The following is an 18,365-nucleotide window of genomic DNA, read 5'->3' as shown; positions in this document are numbered from 1 at the left end:
GGCCAAGCAGGCATCCTCATCGGGGAATCGCTGCTGAAACTCGAAAATAGTAAGGCTGTCGAACTTCTTCTCCATACTCTAAATCATTTATACCCCTAAAATACTACATTTATCCGTATTGGCTGAATGCCTAATTCAATTAGAATATATCAAATGGGGAAAATTCTTAAATGTTGTTGATAAGGCAAAACAAACATTTCAGAACTCAGGACAAGAACCAACAGGCCATTTTTCCCAAGTGGAGAAATTGGTTGTATTTGGTTCTGGTGCTAAGCGAACTCCCTTACTTCACACCGTTTATTGAATAGACAGTCTACCTCCATCAAATAACCATATTCAAGGTTCAAATAGCCTTGTGCAAAGTATTTTCTGTCATCCGCTCAGTATTTTCTTCCTTCCGCTAGGTGTTTTCTTCCTTGTGCAAAGTATTTTTTGCCATCCACTAGGTATTTTCTGTCACCCCCTAGTTATTTTCTTCCATCAGCTAGGTATTTTCTTCCTTCCGCTCGATATTTTCTTCCTTCCGCTCGATATTTTCTTCCACCCGCTCGATATTTTCTTCCACCCGCTAGGTATTTTCTGCCTTGTGCAAAGTATTTTCTGTCATGCGCAATGTTCAAATAGCCACCCCACAAAAACACTTTCCAACACCAAATTCTAATTCGTAAAAAAAAGTAACCCTGCTCTCCTCCAGTGCTTTAAAACAGGCAACTTGCAAAGCTGCCTCCTTTGCTTACCTTTATGAAAATTTTGACCACAAAAGGGAGGCCTTCCTATTGCCAATACAGGCTAACCCGAGAATCGGTAAATCACTCAACTCTTAAACAAGGAAAACGTTATGATAAAATTCGATACCTACAACCGCGAGGAGCGGGCAATAAGCGCACACCTATTCCGCCTGCTACACGAGCGGCTCGAGGAGAAGGCTGCAAGCCCATTTGGACAGTTCATGAGCGAGCTATCCAAGACCTCCTTAAAATTTGCTAACGGCAAAGTCGCCCTGGCCAAGCTTAAGTTTGAAAATATTGCCATTTACTGTGAGCCCTCCATAGTAAGAGATGCCTACCAAAGCAAAAGGGCGGAGCGGGTTGCATTTATGGACGACCTCACCCGCCTAGTTATGAAGCAGGAGGGTGTGAGCGAATGCCGCCTTTACTCCGAACTTCCAGAACCATTGCGAAACACTAAGCTAACCCACCCCAAGCAGATTAAGCAAAAGGCAACCTTGGCAAATATTCCGCTAAGTGAGGGCGAAACAAAGGTATATAAAGCCATTCAGGGCATGTTTAACGCCAAGCCCAACCTAGTTATTACTGTCGATAACCTGCTGCTTGTAGGCGAAACCAAGTTTACCGAGCTGTTCGATCAGGCTCAACTTGATAGAACAGTGAAAATGGCGGAGATATGGGCAAACTACCTTTTCAAGGATTTTGGATTCACGGAGCCACCCGTTTACGCGGTGTTCAAGCTTGGCGCCCAAAAGAGCAACCCCGATATCAGCTGGACTACCATTACCAAAATTGCAGGCAAAACTTATGGTAGCGAGGATAGAACTAGAATTGCCCTCGAGGCAGCACTTGAGCTCCTAACACCAAAACCTCAAAATAACGAAAAGAAAGAGTAGGTTGTGAACATGGGAGAGCTTACGGTTAACCATTAGCAGGGTAAATCCTGCTATTTAAAGTTTTCAAGAATTCTTTGCCGATCTTCATTCTCCTTGTCGCTTTTATGGTATAGCTCCACAAAAACAATTCGTTGCTCCAACGGGAAGTGTGCATAAACCAATCGCAAGCCTGAGTTTACGCCACGTCCCTTTAGCGCCTTACAGGCAATTTTTTTTACCTTTATAATGCAAGTTTCAATGCCCAAATTATCAATACGGAAGCTAAACGGTGGTCTTTCGTTGGGCATTATCTCCAAAACCTGCTTCACCACAACTAAGTCTTCATCCAGCGTTCTAAACCTTTTCAAAAGACTCTTTAAGTCTTTTTTAAATTCGGTCAGCTCATCAAATGTCATTGCTGTTCCATTTCGTCACCATAGTTGCGCACCGAAAATGGGGCTTCCCTATAAAACGCTAATTCATAGTTAATCTCCTCCCCCTCTTTCGTTGCCAGCCAAGGCATATCGTGATGCGAGTAGTTACTTATGGCTGTAGCAGACCAATCGCTCATTTGCTCAATAACTCTATCGATCGTCTCCTTTTCACTCGCCTTTAACTCCGTTAAGTTTGCTTTCACCCTTGGCAAATAACGTGTTTGAGGATAGCCATGATAATCCGTTTTAATCCGCTGGAGTTGCCCATTCTCTATCATTTGGTTGATAATAGTATCCAACTTTTGAGGAACTGGGCCATAGGGTAACTTTCGGTATTGTGCTCCGGTTAATTGCTCCTCATACAGCTCATAGTAATTAAAATCAGAAAAATAGAGCAGCTTATAAAGAACGGTCTCTCCAACATTTGGCTTTCCGGCACAACGTTCAAGAATATAGAGAAGCACATTCTTAAACTTTTGAACCTGTAATTTGGGGACTGAAATACGCAATTTCTCTTTGGCTGGTTCTTCAACTACAGCTTCTAAGGTATTAATAGCAGAAAAATCCTTTGCCATAAAATCGTCAAGGGAAAATCCAAGAATCAATGATAATTTTTGAAGCTCAAAAATATCAACGCTCCTATTGCCCATCTCTATTTGAGCCAAGGAAGGGCGAGACAATCCAACACTTTTCGCCAAATCAGCTTGAGATAGCCCCTTCATTTTGCGAAGCGTTGCAATTCGCTGGCCTAATTGTTTTTGAGAAAGATTACTACTCATGGCTTCTGTTTTCACAATTAACGCTACAAAAATATGAAATGTTTCAATTTAAATCATATTTATGTTTTGTTTTAAAACACACTGAGTAATATATTATTCGAACATTAATAATTGGATAGTCAACGTCACTCCATATCCCCCTCATTCTTATCCTCACATTGGACAATTGTCCCATTCCCCTGTTGCAATTAAAAAAACGTTTGTATATTTATGTTAGTGTTACATGAAAACACTAATAACCAGCCATACAAATGTTAAAGAAAGGATTTCTTAAACCCGAGATTTCGGTTAGCGTCCTAGGCAAGAAACAGTTTTGGACCGGCATTGTAGTGGGTGTTGCAACGGCCTTCGTGCTCAGTTACTTTTTTAATTATGCCAGAGAGGGTGCACGGTTTATTACCTTTTTCCGAGACCCCTTTATTCTTACAGAGAAAGAATTCCGGCTCTACGACCTGTTTTTCGCCACACTTTCAACCAGCTTAGGGTTTGGATTCACAATAATTTATTGGCTCCAGGGCGGTAACCGGAGGGTAAAAAAGCATTACCTCAAAACCTTCACCATTTCCAATGCTTGGCTAATAACCTTTGTAGCCATCATGTTGGTTTCACGATTTGGCTCCCTTCTTCCCATTTTAGTGTATGGCACATTTGGCTACAACAATGAGATTGATATTTTACATGGCTACTGGCTTTTGCTGGTGCTAATACCCATCTACATATTCCTTATCCACTGGAATACCATACGGTTAATTTTCAGAATACGATACTGGATGGCATTTGCTACACTTTTTTACTGCCTTGTAGCGCTTTACCTTTATAAAACAACCACCGCAGACCGAAGCGTATTAAATAAATACTACTACCAACGTAACAAGCAGTATATAGATTTTATTGACAACGAATTTAGCGATGCCCGGGTTCATAAAGTATTCTTTAGCGATACCACCAAACAAATGTTGCTGAAACATTACTCGAGCAAAACAGTAAATATCCTGCTCAAGATAAAACTGGCGTTCGGCTCTGGACGAACTATTTCTCTAGACACGCTGATTCTTGAGAAAATATTTATCCACAACATGAACCGACAATTTATATACTACGGGCGGTTTCAAAACAGGGATAAAAATTGGTCCTATGCGCTACCCGAGGACATCTACCACCAGATTCTTAAACATGAAGTAAATAGCGTGGAGACAAAGGAGCTCTTCGAGATGCTCCATTTACAGGTTGAACTTTTTACAACACCTAAAATTGATTGGGACAAATTCGAGCACTACACTCCTTTTGAACAAGAAAGAGAAGCCTTCAGCCGCAATGTTTACCATAATACCGAAACCATCCAAAGCAGGCTTGTTCAGGTGGTGAATAAGCTGAGAGAAGAACCAAAATACAAGGAGTACCGTCACCTCCTTCCTAAAATGGAATACGATAATGCAAAAGGCCACCAACGATTCCAAAAGTTAAATCTTGCTCAGTAAATTAATACGATAAACGACCTATGGAGGAAACATCCGAACAATTACTCCTGGCTTTAACTGCCGGTTTAGTAGAAGGGGTAAATGAGCTGGGCGAGAAGTTCCAAGCCGTGCAGCTGTTGCCCGAGCTCAAGAGAATTTATCCAACCCAGCTGAGGGTGGAAATTGTTTCTGCACGCATCTACCAAACAGAAGATGACTGTTACTTCGAAATAACCGAAGATTTAAGTTTGAAGCCAGATGAGGGCGACCTAGAAGAAGATACTTCACTTAAAAGCTTCAAAACGGAGAGAACTTCGCTGGTTTTTGTTGCAGACGAAAATGGGTCAATCTTCCAACCATCGGTTTCAGCATTAAAAAATGCAGTTATTTTTCTTGTTGAACTTGACGATTTCTCCAAAATCAACGCCACCGATCTTTTTAGCGAGCAGGGGGCCGATGAAATAATGGAAAGAATGGAATCAGAAGATTATGTTGAAGATGAGAATTTAGAACTCCCCTAATCAGTCAACGTGCTATTCCATATAAACACCAATGGCTAGTCCCACGTTAGAAGCAAGGAAAAACTATGTATAACAAGCCATTTCAAAAATTCTAAAGCAGGCTATCGGCAACAAGGCATAGCATAAAGCCTGTTTGCATCAGGTTGGTAAGCATGAATAGCCTAAAGATGTTACGCTTGCCCTCTTTTCTGTATACATCGATGGCAATGGAAACCAAAACCACAACCACAATGGCCAGTATGGCATAGCTGGTTGAGCGATGGTGCAGCGGAACAAGGAGCGGAATAAACAGCGTTGACGCCGCGGTAGCAACCACCCAAAGGTAGGCGAGCCGTAGAATCTGCTCCTCGTGCAAAAATGCGGTAATGGAGGCGAGTCCGGCCTGCTCATACTCCTTGCCATACTTCACCAGCAGAATAAGGAAGTGCGGAATTTGCCATATCACCATAAAAAAGGCTACAAATATTACAGTATTGCTAAGCAGGCTTTCCCCTGCAGCCGAAAAGCCCATAAGCAACGGAACAACTCCGGCAACGGTTCCGGCAATTAGCGCCCATGAACTAACCCTCTTCAGCGGAGTGTAAACCAGATTATACCAAACTAGGTTGAAGAGGCCAAGGGCCGCAACAAACCAACCATCGTGAATATAGAGAATTGCAAGTCCAGCGGCAACATGCAGGGTGCCAACAATCAAACCCGTCTGAAGCGAAACGCGACCAGATGCCATGAGCCGTTTGGCTGTTCGTGGCATGAGCGCATCGGTTTTCCGTTCGTATGCTTGGTTGAACACTGCCGCCCCGGCACCCAATAGGAAAACACCCACAAGGGTAATAACACAGCCGGCATTTAGTGGTCCATCGGCTAGCACATATCCGGTGAATGTTGTAAACACAAGGCTCGCAATCACTATCACCTTGAGCAGCGAAAAAACGTTTTTTATGCTTCTAGCAATTCGACCTACAGGTCTATCGGTTTTTACTTGACTTTCCATGCTTAAAAATAGCTAATTCTACTTGTGGACCTCCTTTGTGCAACATGCTTTAATGGTGCGTGTTATAGTAATAATGTGATCGATATTAATTTTTGAACCTCATAAAATATGCACATTTGAGCGCCATCTCCAGAAACAGAGCATTGCACCCGATGTTTACGTTTACCAACAATTAAATGAAAACGGCTAGGGGACAACTCTTGCCTAACCCATTAAATCACTAGGTTGGATTGCCATAAAATAAAAAGGATTGGAGTAACCTAAAGTAGATTAACGCCAACCCCTTATTGTTTTAATAATAGAATGCAGGAAAATTACCTTACTGAAATGGCTAGATCTCTCCCTTTTCAGGTTTGTAAATGTGGGCAATCAATAACGCTCCACCCATCAGCGCCATATCCGAGAAAAGCTGCATGATTACCATTGTATGCTGCAGGGTGTCGCTAAACTTAGGATCAAAGAGTTGTGGAATATGGATGGTAACGATAAACAAAAACAGCAATGCTGCAAGTACAAGACACGATAGCGTTACAAACCGTTTCATCATTATGGCAATACTGGCAACAATGAGCAAAAATCCGGTGAAAAGAATGGTGAATCCACCACCGGGAATAAAGGAGGTCATCATTCCTGCATAAAAGCTGGTCATCAGGAAGTGGTTCAAGCCAAGAATTCCAAATGGAAGAGCAAAAAGAATGCGTCCAAAAGTGCCGAGATTAGGTTTAGTTAGTTTCATTGTTGGTATGTTTTTGATGGTTAATAGCTCAAAACTTTATTAAAAGACCAAACAGGAACATTGCCATCCATGCCTTGTGCGTTGTGTGGGTTATCTTCTTACCAAATGTATCGCAAAATAAAATACGATTCAATACCTCTGCGCTTAAATGTCGGCAAAACCAAACTCGAAAAGACTAAAATTAAAAATTTAAACCATGAAAACATTAAAAGGTTAACCTCTTCATCGAAAAATTAAAACACAATTAACAGTTACAATTTGTAAATAGTTCTGTAAAGAAATTAACATCTCATTGGATTTGAGCTAATTTATACCAAAAAATATGCCCCCAAAAGAATAATAAACCACATATGTGAACCAACTTTTTGCTACTTACAATACAATAACCAATAACTCCTTATTGGATTCAACTTGAATTGCTCCCGCCCAAACAAAGAGCACGCTAGATCTGTTTATAGGCTAAACCAACTAAACATACCGCCTTATGAGACAGAGTAGAAAATTTTTATGGTCGCTCTTAATATTTAGCACCACCTTATCCATGAGTTTAAACGCAAATACAAACTCCATGATACCAGCATTAATAGAACAGGAGGTTGCCTACACGGCCAACGGGGATACCATGAAAGGCTTTGTTGTCTATAGCCCGGCATTTGAAGGCAAGCGACCAGCCATTCTAGTTGTTCCCGAATGGTGGGGCAACAACGACTACTCCCGAATGCGAGCTCGCATGCTTGCCCAGCTTGGCTACATTGCCATGGCCGTGGATATGTATGGTGATGGAAAAATTGCCACAACGCCACAGGAGGCACAGCAGCTAGCCGGAGTGCTATATAAAGACCCTAAGCTTGCAAAAGCGCGGATTGAGGCTGCTGTTAAAAAATTGCTCAGCTACCCAGAAGCCGACCCCACAAAGTTGGCCGCCATTGGCTACTGCTTTGGTGGTTCCATGGTGTTAAATGCCGCCAAGGAGGGCATGGACTTTAAGGGCGTAGTAAGCTTCCATGGCGGTTTGTCTGGAGGAGTAATGGCAAAAAAGGGCGCCGTGAAAGCAAAAATATTAGTGTGTCATGGAGGTGCCGATAAGTTTTCAACCCAAGCCGATATTGATAATTTCAAGAAAAACCTCGACGAGGCTGGCGCCACCTACATTTTCAAGGTCTATCCCGGTGCCACCCACGCCTTCACCAATCCTGCATCAACGGAGGTGGGCAAGAAGTTCAACATGCCCATTGAATACAACGCGGAAGCCGACGCGCAGTCGTGGCAAGACATGAAAGATTTCTTTAAAACAATTTTTTAATTGTGGTTAAAGACTTGAAACAGCCCTGAAGAAATAATATCAGGAAGTTAAAAGAAGTTATAATGAAGTTAGATGGAGTTAAATGAAGAATTAATTGCATCGTATTATTTGTTGGTAGAGACGCAAAATTTTGCGTCTCTACTTAGTTTAAAATGCATTGTTCTCCGGTAAATGTTTGTTGATCCCCGACAGGGAACCAAAAATCAACTATTGCACTGTTTTACTGCAATACTGTATTCCTGCCTTGCCGACAGGCAATGTTGAATAATTAGAAGGAATATATAAATTATTCAGATTTCCACCCGGACGCCTATTATTGCAAAAATTGAAAAGAGGAATATTGATTAACTCTAGTCAAAACAAGCGCTTAAGTTTATCTTAAATTGAATTAAAGCCTCAAGAAAAAAAACCATGAAAACAGCCTGATTCAATGCATCAAAATCAGGATAGTAAATGCCTTCAATTTCATTGATTTTAATCTCACCAAAAAGCCTTAAAGATATTATTGATTCAAGCCAGAATAAACTATTTTTGACTATTTCTGGATCTTTTGAGTTGAAATTATTCCAAAATTGCACGTAATCATTAAATCTTGCTCTGTAAAATGATTGAAAATCCTTAAACCAACCTTGGGGAAATTTTATTCTAAGACTTAAAATGTACTCTGCTAAATTGCTAGTAAAAAATATTCCAGCATCTCTACTAAAATTCGCTTTCGCTGCTACCGGATCAAAATATCTAACTGTAAGTAACAATAATTCAGCTCGTGCTAAATCTATAACCTTTTCATTTCTAAGATGAATCTGTATTCTACTATTTCCAGAATATGCAAATTCTTCGAGTTTGATTATCAATGCGTCAAAAGTTTCCTCAAGCCTACTCAAAATCAACTTGTCTTCAGGTGTAATTTGATAATTTAAATCTTCAAACTTTAATCTGAAGGGTTTTCTTTTACTTGCACTTCTAGTGAATAAACCTTTCATGTCTCAGGTTTTAGTAAGCATTTACAATATGGTTGCTAATTTAAGAAAGAATAAATATAAGTCAAAGTTGTTTCAGTTAAATTTTAAAAAATCATTATCGTCCGGCAAGTATTTATTGATTCCCAATAGTAAACCCAAAATCAACTATTGCAATGTTCTACTGTAATACTTTATTCCTGCATCGCCGAACGGCATGCACTAGATAGATGTCAATTTGCTCCTCCCATTGAAATATTCACCTTCGCCGTAGACGATAGAGTATTGTTAAAAAGATTATGCCACCATGTTACCCGTACTCCGTAGGAATTTAACCTTTTAGTAATGGTTGAGAAAGGATGGTTTTTCTGCCAACGTTTGGCCTCTACGAGGCTGTCGGTAGAAAGAACCCTTCAGTTGGGTGTTAATTCGATTTTAGGCTTGGAAAGTTCACCTTCGCCGAAAGCCTCCTTTTTTTTACAACTCGTCCCCCTCATTCCGCAGCTCATCCCCTTTTACTTTTAAAAGGAGCTATTGCACCTCATCTTTGCTTCAGTAAAATAGATCAGGATTGGAACCCCAATTCGGGAATCAATCCAAAACCTAGAAAAACTGAAGCCATGAAAAGATATTTACTCCTATCCGTTGCCCTACTTACCCAGCTGGCCCTAACGGCACAGGTTACCCTTAGCGGTAAAATAACCGACAAGGCAGGAGACCCACTCATTGGGGCCAATGTAATTGTTAAGGGCACCTACGATGGCGCCTCTACTGACACCTCCGGAACCTTTAAGTTTAAAACCACAAAGCGCGATTCCATCGTAATTGAAGCTAGCTACATGGGTTACAAGAGCCTCGCCGTGCAGCTAAAGCCGAACCAGCACACAGTTAGCCTACAGCTGGATGAGGCCGGAAAAACGCTCGACGACATTACAATCACCGCCGGTGCATTTCAGGCAAGCGACAAGAAAAAAGGCGTTACCCTAAAACCCCTCGATATAATGACCACCGCCGGAGCCGTTGGCGATCTCTACGGTGGTGTTAAAACGTTGCCCGGGGTTACGCAGGTGGGCGAAGATGGCCGACTGTTTGTTAGAGGGGGCGATGGATACGAAACCAAGACCTTTATTGATGGGCTTGCCGTAAAGAAGCCCTACAACTCCTCCACCCCCGACCTACCCTCGCGAGGACGGTTCACCCCCTGGCTCTTTTCTGGTACACTTTTTAGCCGTGGTGGCTACTCCGCCGAGTATGGTGGTGCGCTATCGTCGGCGCTAATTCTGGAAACGAGCGGCAAAACAAGCTATCAACAAACCGGAATTTCATTAATGACCATCGGCATGGGGGTATCAGATACTCGCCAGTTCAAGAGTGGCTCGGTGAGCGTTAGCCTCGACTACACCAACCTCGACCCATACTTCCGACTTACAAACCATAAGATGACATGGGACAAAGCACCCGAGGATTTTGGTGGCACCGTAGTAATCCGCAAAAACGTCTCCACCAAAGGGCTGCTAAAGGTGCTTACCACCGTCTCCTCCTCCTCGCTGAAGCTGCTCTATCCCGACATGCTTCAGGAGGGTGTTGCCACGCCCATTAAGCTCACCAACCAAGACGCATACGTTAATGTGGCCTACTCCCACGATTTGGGTGCTGGATGGATGATAAAGCCCGGCGTTTCCATCTCCTCCGACCTCAACAACATTGAGCCAGGCTCCCAACGGGTGAAGGAGACCTCTCGGGAAATGGACACCAAACTGGTTGTGAAAAAGAAGATAAACGCCAGCTTCAACATATCGGCTGGATCGGAAATGATTGCCAACAGCTATGTGCAAAACTACCAGAACTTAAGCACTGCCGAAAACTACCACGGAACCTACACCAGCCAGCTGTTTGCCTCATTTGCTGAAGCGGAATGGATAATGCTTAAAAAGATGGCTGTAAGCCTTGGCGAAAGGGTGGAATATTGGCAGCCTGCCCAAAAGTGGGACGCTGCTCCCCGGCTGTCGGTTGCATGGCAGCTGAACACCTTTAGCCAAATATCGGCCTCGGTTGGAAGATTCTACCAGCAGCCTGAGGAGAGCTACCTGCGCTTTAACCACAATCTGAACTACGAACACGCCACCCACTACATTCTGGGTTACCAAATCATGAAAAACGATAGAACCCTTCGCATAGAGGCCTACCAAAAAGACTACGGCAGTATGGTTCGGTTTGGCACCGATTTTACTGACCCTACGCTCTACAACAACAATGGACATGGCTATGCGCACGGTATCGATCTCTTCTGGCGCGACCAAAAGAGCGTGAAGAATCTCGACTACTGGATATCTTACTCCATTATAGATTCTAGACGCCTCTACAAGGATTACCCCGAGGAGGTTACCCCAAGTTTTATTGCCAAGCACAACCTTTCGATAAACGCCAAATACTACATTGCAGCACTACGAACACAGGTGGGCATGACCTACAGCTGGAACTCGGGCAGGCCATACAACGACCCAAACGCTACCCAGTTTATGGCAGCAAAGGCACCCGACTACTCCGACCTGAGCCTCAGCGTTACCTACCTCACCAACCTCTGGGGACGGTTTACAGTAATCTACGCATCGGTTTCTAACCTACTAAATAGAAGCCAAGTGTATACCTACCGCTACTACAATGCACCCAACAGTCAAGGGGTTTACCCACGCATGGCGGTTGGTCCCGACACTAAACAGTTTGCCTTCATCGGCATGTTCATCGACCTCAAAAAACAGTAAATACTTTCAAAAACAGATTATAAACCCAATAAACAATTACAACTATGAAAAACATGATTCTCGCCTCAGTGCTATTTTTGAGCCTTGCGCTCACTGCCAACGGCCAATCGCAACAGTATGCAGGTGCCATGCAAAATGGACTAACCATGATCGACAGCGTAAAGAGCCAGCAGGATTTCCTCGACGCTGCCTCTTACTTCGATCGCATTGCCATGGGTGAAAAAACTCAATGGTTGCCTTTATACTACTCGGCCTACTGCCGCACCATTGCTGCCTTTATGGAGAAAGATAAGGAGCGGATAGATCCCATTCTCGATCAGGCTCAGGCCTCCCTCGATGAAGCAATGAAAATATCAGAGAACAACAGCGAACTCAACGCCATTCAAGGAATGCTTTACCAGGCACGCATCCAGGTAAGCTTTACTCGGGGCATGAAATACTCACAGCTGGCCGGAGAAGCCATTGAAAAGGCCATTGCACTAAATCCAAGCAATCCTAGGGCTCAGTATTTGAAGGGGCAAAATATTTACTACACCCCTGCCATGTTTGGTGGTGGAGCAGAAAAAGCACTGCCATTCTACCAAAAGGCTCAGCAACTATTTAACCAGCAGCCTCAAGCAGAGAAAAGGGGTATTGACCCTTCATGGGGAAAAAAGGCCACAGATAAAATGGTGGCTGCTTGTAGCACAAAAAACTAGCGAAACCATAAGCCTCTTCCTATTTGGGGGAGGCTTGGGGTTTTAGAAAAGTGACTGGTTACAAAAAAGAACGAAGTCGGGAGTTGGGAGACCGAAGAAAATGTGCCAATTGTTCAATATGACAATGAGACTAATGCCAATTAAAAAAATCTTTCTTACTCCGTGGAACTCCGTGAATACTAAGTGACAAGTGACGGGTTACAAAATAGACCGAAATCGGGAGTTGTACGGTTACTTTCATCAATCCAAAGGTTAATCTTCTCTAACTTCTTTGACTCCTTTAACTTCTCTAATCCGTCATTAGCCGGATCTTCGCTGCGCTCCGACTTCATTTTTTATCTACCTTTAAAAACAAAAACAACAATGGCTACCACATACAAAACCATACTTGGCCACCTTCGCGACTTGCTCATTTGCGCCGCAATTGGAGGGTTTATTTCTGCCATATTCATGAACTTCCAAATTTGGAATAACATTAACGGCTTTATTTACAGTTCTATTTACGGATTCCTTATTGGAGGTGGCGTTTGGAAAGGGAATCAGTTCTTGGGCTACATTATCGAAAGAAAATTCAGCTGGAGAGAACAGCCTACCAAAACGTTCATTTGGGATATGGTAGTGTCGATTCTATATTCCGTTATTTGGATAAACCTTTGCGATTATATCTTCTTTAAATATTTTCTCCGCCTGGAAGGAATCCATCTTATTCGCCAAATGGTCTTCACCGGAGTAATCACCATACTTGTGAGCCTCTTTATCACCTCCATTTTTTACGGTAAGGCCTTTTTTAAAAACTGGCGCGAAGCCCTTACACGTGAGGCTAAGTATAAGGCCGAAAGTGAACGATTTCAATACCAAATGCTAAAGAACCAAGTGAATCCGCACTTCCTCTTCAATAGCCTAAACACGCTTACATCGCTTGTGGATCAGAGCCCCAAGGAGGCGGTTCAATTTATTAAGAAGCTGTCGGACGTTTACCGCTACGTGCTGGAGCAGCGCAACAACGAAATGGTTACCCTTCAGGAGGAGCTGGACCTTTTGAACGCCTACGTTTTTATGCAGCAGCACCGCTACGGGCAAAATTTTAACGTAACCATCCGCGTGAACCATGCCAGCTGGGAGATTCCCCCCATGAGCCTACAAATGCTGGTGGAGAACGCCATTAAGCACAACACCATTTCCGAAGAAAAACCGCTGGCCATCGACATTGAGGAGCAGGATGGCTACCTTGTTGTGTCCAATACCCTTTCGCCTCGCAGAAGCATGGAGGCAGAGAATGGAATTGGCTTGAGCAACATAAAAGCACGCTACGAATTTCTCACCAGCAAGCCCATGAGCTATGGTCCTGAGGAGGGTAAGTTTGTGGTTCGCATACCCCTTATTGAACCCCAACCGTAAGCAACCTCAACGTTTAATGCAATGGAAAAAGCCATGAAGGTTGTAATTCTTGAAGATGAAGTGCTCGCCTCGCGCCGGCTGGAGAAGATGCTGCGCAAGGAGCTGCCCACCATGGAGCTGATGGCAACGCTGCGCAGCGTGGAGTCGGCCATAAAGTGGTGCTCCAGCAACGAAAAGCCCGACCTTATCTTTGCCGACATACAGCTGGGCGACGGTCTCAGCTTTGAGATATTTGAAACGTGCCACATCACCACGCCGGTGATTTTCACTACGGCATTCAACGAGTATGCCATACGGGCCTTTAAACACAACAGCATCGACTACCTGCTCAAGCCCATCGACGAGGAGGAGCTGCACGGGGCCATTGAAAAGATGCTCAAAGGTAAAGCAGGTAATCAGCCGGAAGCCAACCTTTCGCCCATGGCCATTGCCCAGGCCATGAGAATGATAACCTCCAACTTCAAAACTCGGTTCCTGATAAAGGTGGGCGAGCATCTGCGCCCCATCGATATTGCGGAGGTTACGCACTTTTACAGCGAAGCCAAGGACACCTTTTTAGTAAACCTCAATGGCCGCAGCTACGCGCTCGACTACTCGCTCGACCAGCTGGAGCAGCTGGTTGACCCCGAGAAGTTTTTCCGCATCTCGCGCAAGGTGCTGGTAAGCAAGGCAGCCATAACCGACGTGGTGGTATACTCCGGTAGCCGCCTCAAGGTAAAGGCCGGCACCCTTGCCGACGACGATGCCGTGGTGAGCCGCGAACGGGTTGGGGATTTTAAGGTGTGGTTGGAGAGGTAAAGGAAGTTCCCTGCCCGATATTTTTCACCATTTTCATAGAATACCATAGCCCACGGTTTCAACCGTGGGTAATTTGCATATGTTGGAATGGGGAAACCGTTTTAACGGTTTAGTGAGATTGGAGGTCAACCGCACTACCCTTTCATTTTATCAGGGTCTTGAAGTGAATCGAAAATATCGGTAATGTAAATGTACTCGTCCTCTACACGGTAAATTATTTTGTAATGTCCCTCCACCAAGCGCCTATGTTGCCAACCGAGATTCACCCAGAATGGTTCCTCCTGTCCTATTGAAGGATGCTCTAGCAAAGCATCTACAGCGTCAAGTATTTGGTTTCGAATCTCAAGAATCTTCTCATCAGGAATATGCTGCACGGTTGAAAGAAATTCCAGCACCTCCTGAAGACTATTAACTGCCTGTTCTGTATAAACAAGCTTCATCACCGGCCAATATTTTTGGTTTGCTCCTCCACCTCGGCGCGGGAAAGTAGCTTACCCTTACGAATATCGTCCTCTGACCGTTTTGCCCTATTCTCCAGCTTAGCCTTTAAAACCTCCTCCTTACGAAGCATTTCGTAAAACTCGTTGATTAGAACTTCATCGGCAAGGTGCAGGTGGCTGTGAATAAAATCCCGCTTTTCAACTACATTCATAACGCTATTTGTATTACCCTATGCAAAGTTAACGATTTGCGTTCCATTTAGTTCTTGAGTTTTGGGAAAATTTCATGCAGCTCTGCTCAAGCGTTGTGATATACACCGTTGATCCATAAAACCATGTGAAGATCGACCACAACGCAATAATTCCCTTTTGTGGCTATCCGACCCCTTCCAACCTCCCCCTAAAAGGTGGAGGCCCGCGCTAGGCAACGTAGCAGGATATCCAAATCACCACAGGTGTTAGCACCTGTCCTTCCCCTGCGAGGGGAAGGACAGGATGGGGTCGGGTATGGGTTAACTCTGAATGACAAGCTGAGAACAAGATTGAAATCCGCTTCAATAGCGGTTATTGTAATGCTTATCTGGTAATATCTGGTCAAAAAAAACCTCAAGGGAAACAACATCCCTTGAGGTTTTTATTTATTCTTCTATTCAGACCTTACTCATACTTTAAGCTCTCTGCAGGATTTGTATTTGCCGCTTTTACTACGGTATAGCCAACCGCAAGCAGTACAATAACGCTTGCGATAACGCTTGCACCAACAAATACTATGGGAGAGAGGGTTGTCCTATATGGAAAATTTTCCAACCAGCGCTGCATTAGGTAGTACGCAAGTGGCCATGAAATAAAACTTGCCAAGACAATTTGTATACCATACTCCTTTAAAAATAGCGTTACGATGTTCTTCCTATCAGCACCAAGCACTTTTCTTACACTGATTTCCTTTCTCCTCCTTTCGGTATTAAAAACAGATAAACCAAGCAATCCTAAATTAGCAATGATGATAGCAAGAATTGTTAGGACGAGGAAAATGCTTCCTAGCATTTTTTCTTTTACATAACTCTTAGCAAGCTCTTCATCTAAAAAACTGTATTGGAACGGGCTATCCAAAATAGTGCTATTCCATTCTTTTTCAGCCTGTTTAACAATTTCTTTTGTGTTTCCATCGGTATGCAGGAGCAGGTATGAGGGAGACTGCTTGGTGAGCAAAATAATTGCTGGTTGAATGGGGTCGTGGAGCGATCGGATATTCATGTCGTTGTAAACACCGATAACCGTAGATACAAATTGCCCTCCGGCCGATCGGATGGTTTTTCCGACTGCATCTTTCCATCCAAAGAGCTTTTGAGCAGTTTGATTAATGATGGATGCTTTTACATCGGTTGGAAAATCCTTTGAAAAAAAGCGACCGGAATGCATGGTTGCTCCAATGGTTTTAAAATAGTCGTAATCAACATCCTGACGGAACATCAACACCGTTTGGGTAGAATCAAATCCCTCAGGGACAAAACCTTCACCCTGGTCAATATTCCCCGGATAGCAGCTCGTGGCAGAAACGCTAGCTACTCCCGGAATGTTTAGTATCTTCTCCTTTAACAAATCGGCCTTTTCTGCGGCCTCCTTAGTTGGAAGCGGCAGGATCAAGATATTGTCTCTATTAAATCCGAGATCTTTGTGATTCAAATACTGCAATTGGCTGTAAACCGTATAGGTACAAATAATAAGACCTATGGTTATAAACAGCTGAACAAGCGTTAAGACCTTTCGCAAAACGATGGACCTCCTAGCATTTCCCACCTTCCCTTTCAAGGTGGTAATTGGTTTGAATGAGGAGAGAAAGTATGCCGGATAGCTACCGGCTAAAAGGCCAACAACAATAGTTACGGGAAGATAGTAGAAAAATATCTTATTGGCATTGAACAGATTTAAGTCAATATTCCGGTGTAACAGGCTAGGAAGAATGGGGGATAGAAACTGTGCAAGAACGAGTGCAATGATCAGCGAGATGAGAGATAGCACTATTGATTCACCAAGAAATTGCAGCGTAAGCATTCCCTTACGCGCACCACTCACCTTTCTGATGCCAACCTCCTTGGCCCTTCGGGAAAAACGAGCAGTGGAAAGGTTCATGTAGTTTGCCACTGCTATAATTAGTATCAACAATGCAATGGCGCTAAAGATGTAAATGGTTTGGAAGTCACCGTTGGGTTCCGCTTCACCCATCAGTGAGGAGTGAAGGTGAATGCTGTCGACTCTTTGAAGGTATGGGACAAATGAAACTCCCATTTTAACAAATACTTTCCCAATACGGTCGTAGAACATTCTTGCAATTTTAGCCTGAACCGTATCTACGTTGCTGCCATCTTTAAGTAGAACATAGGTTAGATACCCAAAACCACCCCATGCATTAAGCTCCCTTTCAGTAAATAACAGCTTTAAGTTAGCCACTATTTGGGGGTGGATGTGGCTATTGGTTGGAAAATCCTTAAATGTTCCGGCAATGGTAATAACCCTGTTCTTTATTTCGATAGTTTGCTGGGTTGGATCCTGATTCCCAAAGAATTTTTTGGCCGTTGCTTCGGAAAGATAGGCATAGTTGGGAGAGCCAAGAATTTTTTCCGGATTATCTCCGCTCACGCTGATATTGAAAACCTTAAAAAAAAGAGAGTCAGTAAGGAAGATACCCTTCTCCAAAAATTTTGAATCCTTAACCTTAACTACGCTATTCTCTGGCATGCTATACAATCGCGTAGCCGCAGCAACCTCCGGAATATCCTCTAATACGGCAGGTGCCTCGGGAAGTGGGGAGGTTGCAGCATTTACTTTTTTCCCATTAAAATCCCCGGCATGAGCTATACGGTAGATGTTCTGGTAGTTTGGATAAAACGTATCGAAGCTTTTCTCAAATAGAATAAAGCTTATTATGACTACAGCAATTCCTAAGCCAAGGGAAAGGCCCAGGATGTTGATAAGGCTAAAAAATCTCTGCTTTTTTAGATTTCTGAAAGCAATGAGAAATATACTTTTAAGCATTTTATCGTGGTTTTGGTTTAGACTGGTTGAAAGTGCGTGATATGATGAAAAAGCATTTAATAGTATCTTCAATAGTATTTTAGTGGAAAAATGTCAGTTCGTTAATTTTTCATAGATCGTATTTGCATGACCAATTTCGATAAGTTTTTGGGAATTACCAAATCTATCTTTCAAGAAAATATAAGGATAATTAGTTGTTATTGGTGCAGGGTTAACTTCTAAAGCCCAAGGCTGTCGCCATATCGTAATGGGTTATTAATCCAGCTTCATAAAAAACGAGAGAGTATTTGACGAGTTCCAACTTCAAAACTCGGTTCCTGATTGAGGTGGGCGAGCATTTGCGCACCATCTTTAGATAACTTTACCACCGATCGCCTTTAGATTTGCCTTACAGTTTTTAAGTCACTATTTTTTAGAAGAAGGGAATGGGGTGAACTCCCACGCTCGCTAGGC

At 43.2% G+C, this 18,365-nt stretch carries 17 protein-coding genes; 8 read left to right on the top strand and 9 right to left on the bottom strand.

The features are described 5' to 3' along the window. Positions 1 to 838: 838 nt before the first annotated feature. Positions 839 to 1,624, top strand: coding sequence for a hypothetical protein (locus VMW01_04335; protein ID HUW05468.1), 786 nt, complete (start codon positions 839 to 841; stop codon positions 1,622 to 1,624). Between the two features lie 50 nt (positions 1,625 to 1,674). On the opposite strand, the gene VMW01_04330 is transcribed toward VMW01_04335, so the two are convergent. Both VMW01_04330 and VMW01_04325 read right to left on the bottom strand, forming a co-directional pair. Next, a complete protein-coding gene (locus VMW01_04330; protein HUW05467.1) occupies positions 1,675 to 2,019 on the bottom strand; it encodes a hypothetical protein in 345 nt (114 codons plus the stop codon). Then, the gene (locus VMW01_04325; protein HUW05466.1) at positions 2,016 to 2,816 is read right to left on the bottom strand and encodes a type II toxin-antitoxin system antitoxin SocA domain-containing protein; all 801 of its coding nucleotides are present in this window, start codon (positions 2,814 to 2,816) and stop codon (positions 2,016 to 2,018) included. Before VMW01_04325 ends, VMW01_04330 begins: the two co-directional genes overlap by 4 nt. A gap of 251 nt (positions 2,817 to 3,067) precedes the next feature. Between VMW01_04325 and VMW01_04320 the strand changes: the two genes are divergently transcribed. Next, a complete protein-coding gene (locus VMW01_04320) occupies positions 3,068 to 4,294 on the top strand; it encodes a hypothetical protein (protein ID HUW05465.1) in 1,227 nt (408 codons plus the stop codon). A 20-nt stretch (positions 4,295 to 4,314) separates the two neighbouring features. Continuing rightward, complete coding sequence (locus VMW01_04315; protein HUW05464.1) at positions 4,315 to 4,794, top strand: hypothetical protein; 480 nt, start codon at positions 4,315 to 4,317, stop codon at positions 4,792 to 4,794. A 91-nt stretch (positions 4,795 to 4,885) separates the two neighbouring features. Here the strand turns inward: VMW01_04315 and VMW01_04310 are convergent, their stop codons facing one another. Continuing rightward, entirely contained in the window at positions 4,886 to 5,785 is a 900-nt protein-coding gene (locus VMW01_04310) for a protoheme IX farnesyltransferase (GenBank protein ID HUW05463.1), read from the bottom strand. A gap of 331 nt (positions 5,786 to 6,116) precedes the next feature. Beyond that, positions 6,117 to 6,521 (bottom strand): hypothetical protein, encoded by a 405-nt coding sequence (locus VMW01_04305; GenBank protein ID HUW05462.1) that lies wholly within the window; start codon positions 6,519 to 6,521, stop codon positions 6,117 to 6,119. A gap of 484 nt (positions 6,522 to 7,005) precedes the next feature. On the opposite strand from VMW01_04305, the gene VMW01_04300 reads away from it, so the two are divergent. After that, entirely contained in the window at positions 7,006 to 7,824 is an 819-nt protein-coding gene (locus VMW01_04300) for a dienelactone hydrolase family protein (protein ID HUW05461.1), read from the top strand. 350 nt (positions 7,825 to 8,174) lie between these two features. Here VMW01_04300 and VMW01_04295 read toward each other — a convergent pair whose 3' ends face one another. Further along, positions 8,175 to 8,807 (bottom strand): hypothetical protein, encoded by a 633-nt coding sequence (locus VMW01_04295; GenBank protein HUW05460.1) that lies wholly within the window; start codon positions 8,805 to 8,807, stop codon positions 8,175 to 8,177. A gap of 596 nt (positions 8,808 to 9,403) precedes the next feature. On the opposite strand from VMW01_04295, the gene VMW01_04290 reads away from it, so the two are divergent. Further along, positions 9,404 to 11,545: a carboxypeptidase-like regulatory domain-containing protein gene (locus VMW01_04290; GenBank protein ID HUW05459.1), complete on the top strand. Its 2,142-nt coding sequence runs from the start codon at positions 9,404 to 9,406 to the stop codon at positions 11,543 to 11,545. Positions 11,546 to 11,589: 44 nt separating this feature from the next. After that, on the top strand, positions 11,590 to 12,243 hold the full coding sequence (locus VMW01_04285; GenBank protein ID HUW05458.1) for a hypothetical protein: 654 nt from the start codon (positions 11,590 to 11,592) through the stop codon (positions 12,241 to 12,243). A gap of 179 nt (positions 12,244 to 12,422) precedes the next feature. On the opposite strand, the gene VMW01_04280 is transcribed toward VMW01_04285, so the two are convergent. After that, complete coding sequence (locus tag VMW01_04280; GenBank protein ID HUW05457.1) at positions 12,423 to 12,575, bottom strand: hypothetical protein; 153 nt, start codon at positions 12,573 to 12,575, stop codon at positions 12,423 to 12,425. 31 nt (positions 12,576 to 12,606) lie between these two features. On the opposite strand from VMW01_04280, the gene VMW01_04275 reads away from it, so the two are divergent. Together VMW01_04275 and VMW01_04270 are read left to right on the top strand one after the other, a co-directional pair. Further along, a complete protein-coding gene (locus tag VMW01_04275; GenBank protein ID HUW05456.1) occupies positions 12,607 to 13,641 on the top strand; it encodes a histidine kinase in 1,035 nt (344 codons plus the stop codon). A gap of 21 nt (positions 13,642 to 13,662) precedes the next feature. Then, the gene (locus VMW01_04270) at positions 13,663 to 14,439 is read left to right on the top strand and encodes a LytTR family DNA-binding domain-containing protein (GenBank protein ID HUW05455.1); all 777 of its coding nucleotides are present in this window, start codon (positions 13,663 to 13,665) and stop codon (positions 14,437 to 14,439) included. A gap of 134 nt (positions 14,440 to 14,573) precedes the next feature. Here VMW01_04270 and VMW01_04265 read toward each other — a convergent pair whose 3' ends face one another. From VMW01_04265 to VMW01_04255, 3 genes are all read right to left on the bottom strand, one after another. After that, positions 14,574 to 14,879 (bottom strand): type II toxin-antitoxin system RelE/ParE family toxin, encoded by a 306-nt coding sequence (locus VMW01_04265; GenBank protein ID HUW05454.1) that lies wholly within the window; start codon positions 14,877 to 14,879, stop codon positions 14,574 to 14,576. Further along, on the bottom strand, positions 14,879 to 15,091 hold the full coding sequence (locus tag VMW01_04260; GenBank protein ID HUW05453.1) for a hypothetical protein: 213 nt from the start codon (positions 15,089 to 15,091) through the stop codon (positions 14,879 to 14,881). The genes VMW01_04265 and VMW01_04260 overlap by 1 nt, the downstream gene beginning before the upstream one ends. A gap of 445 nt (positions 15,092 to 15,536) precedes the next feature. Continuing rightward, positions 15,537 to 17,912, bottom strand: a complete 2,376-nt coding sequence (locus VMW01_04255) for an ABC transporter permease (protein HUW05452.1) — start codon at positions 17,910 to 17,912, stop codon at positions 15,537 to 15,539. Positions 17,913 to 18,365: the final 453 nt, after the last annotated feature.

Source organism: Williamwhitmania sp., from assembly GCA_035529935.1.
Lineage (GTDB): Bacteria > Bacteroidota > Bacteroidia > Bacteroidales > Williamwhitmaniaceae > Williamwhitmania.
The sequence above is the reverse complement of the archived record's forward strand: the minus strand, read 5'-3'. Positions and strand labels throughout refer to the sequence as shown.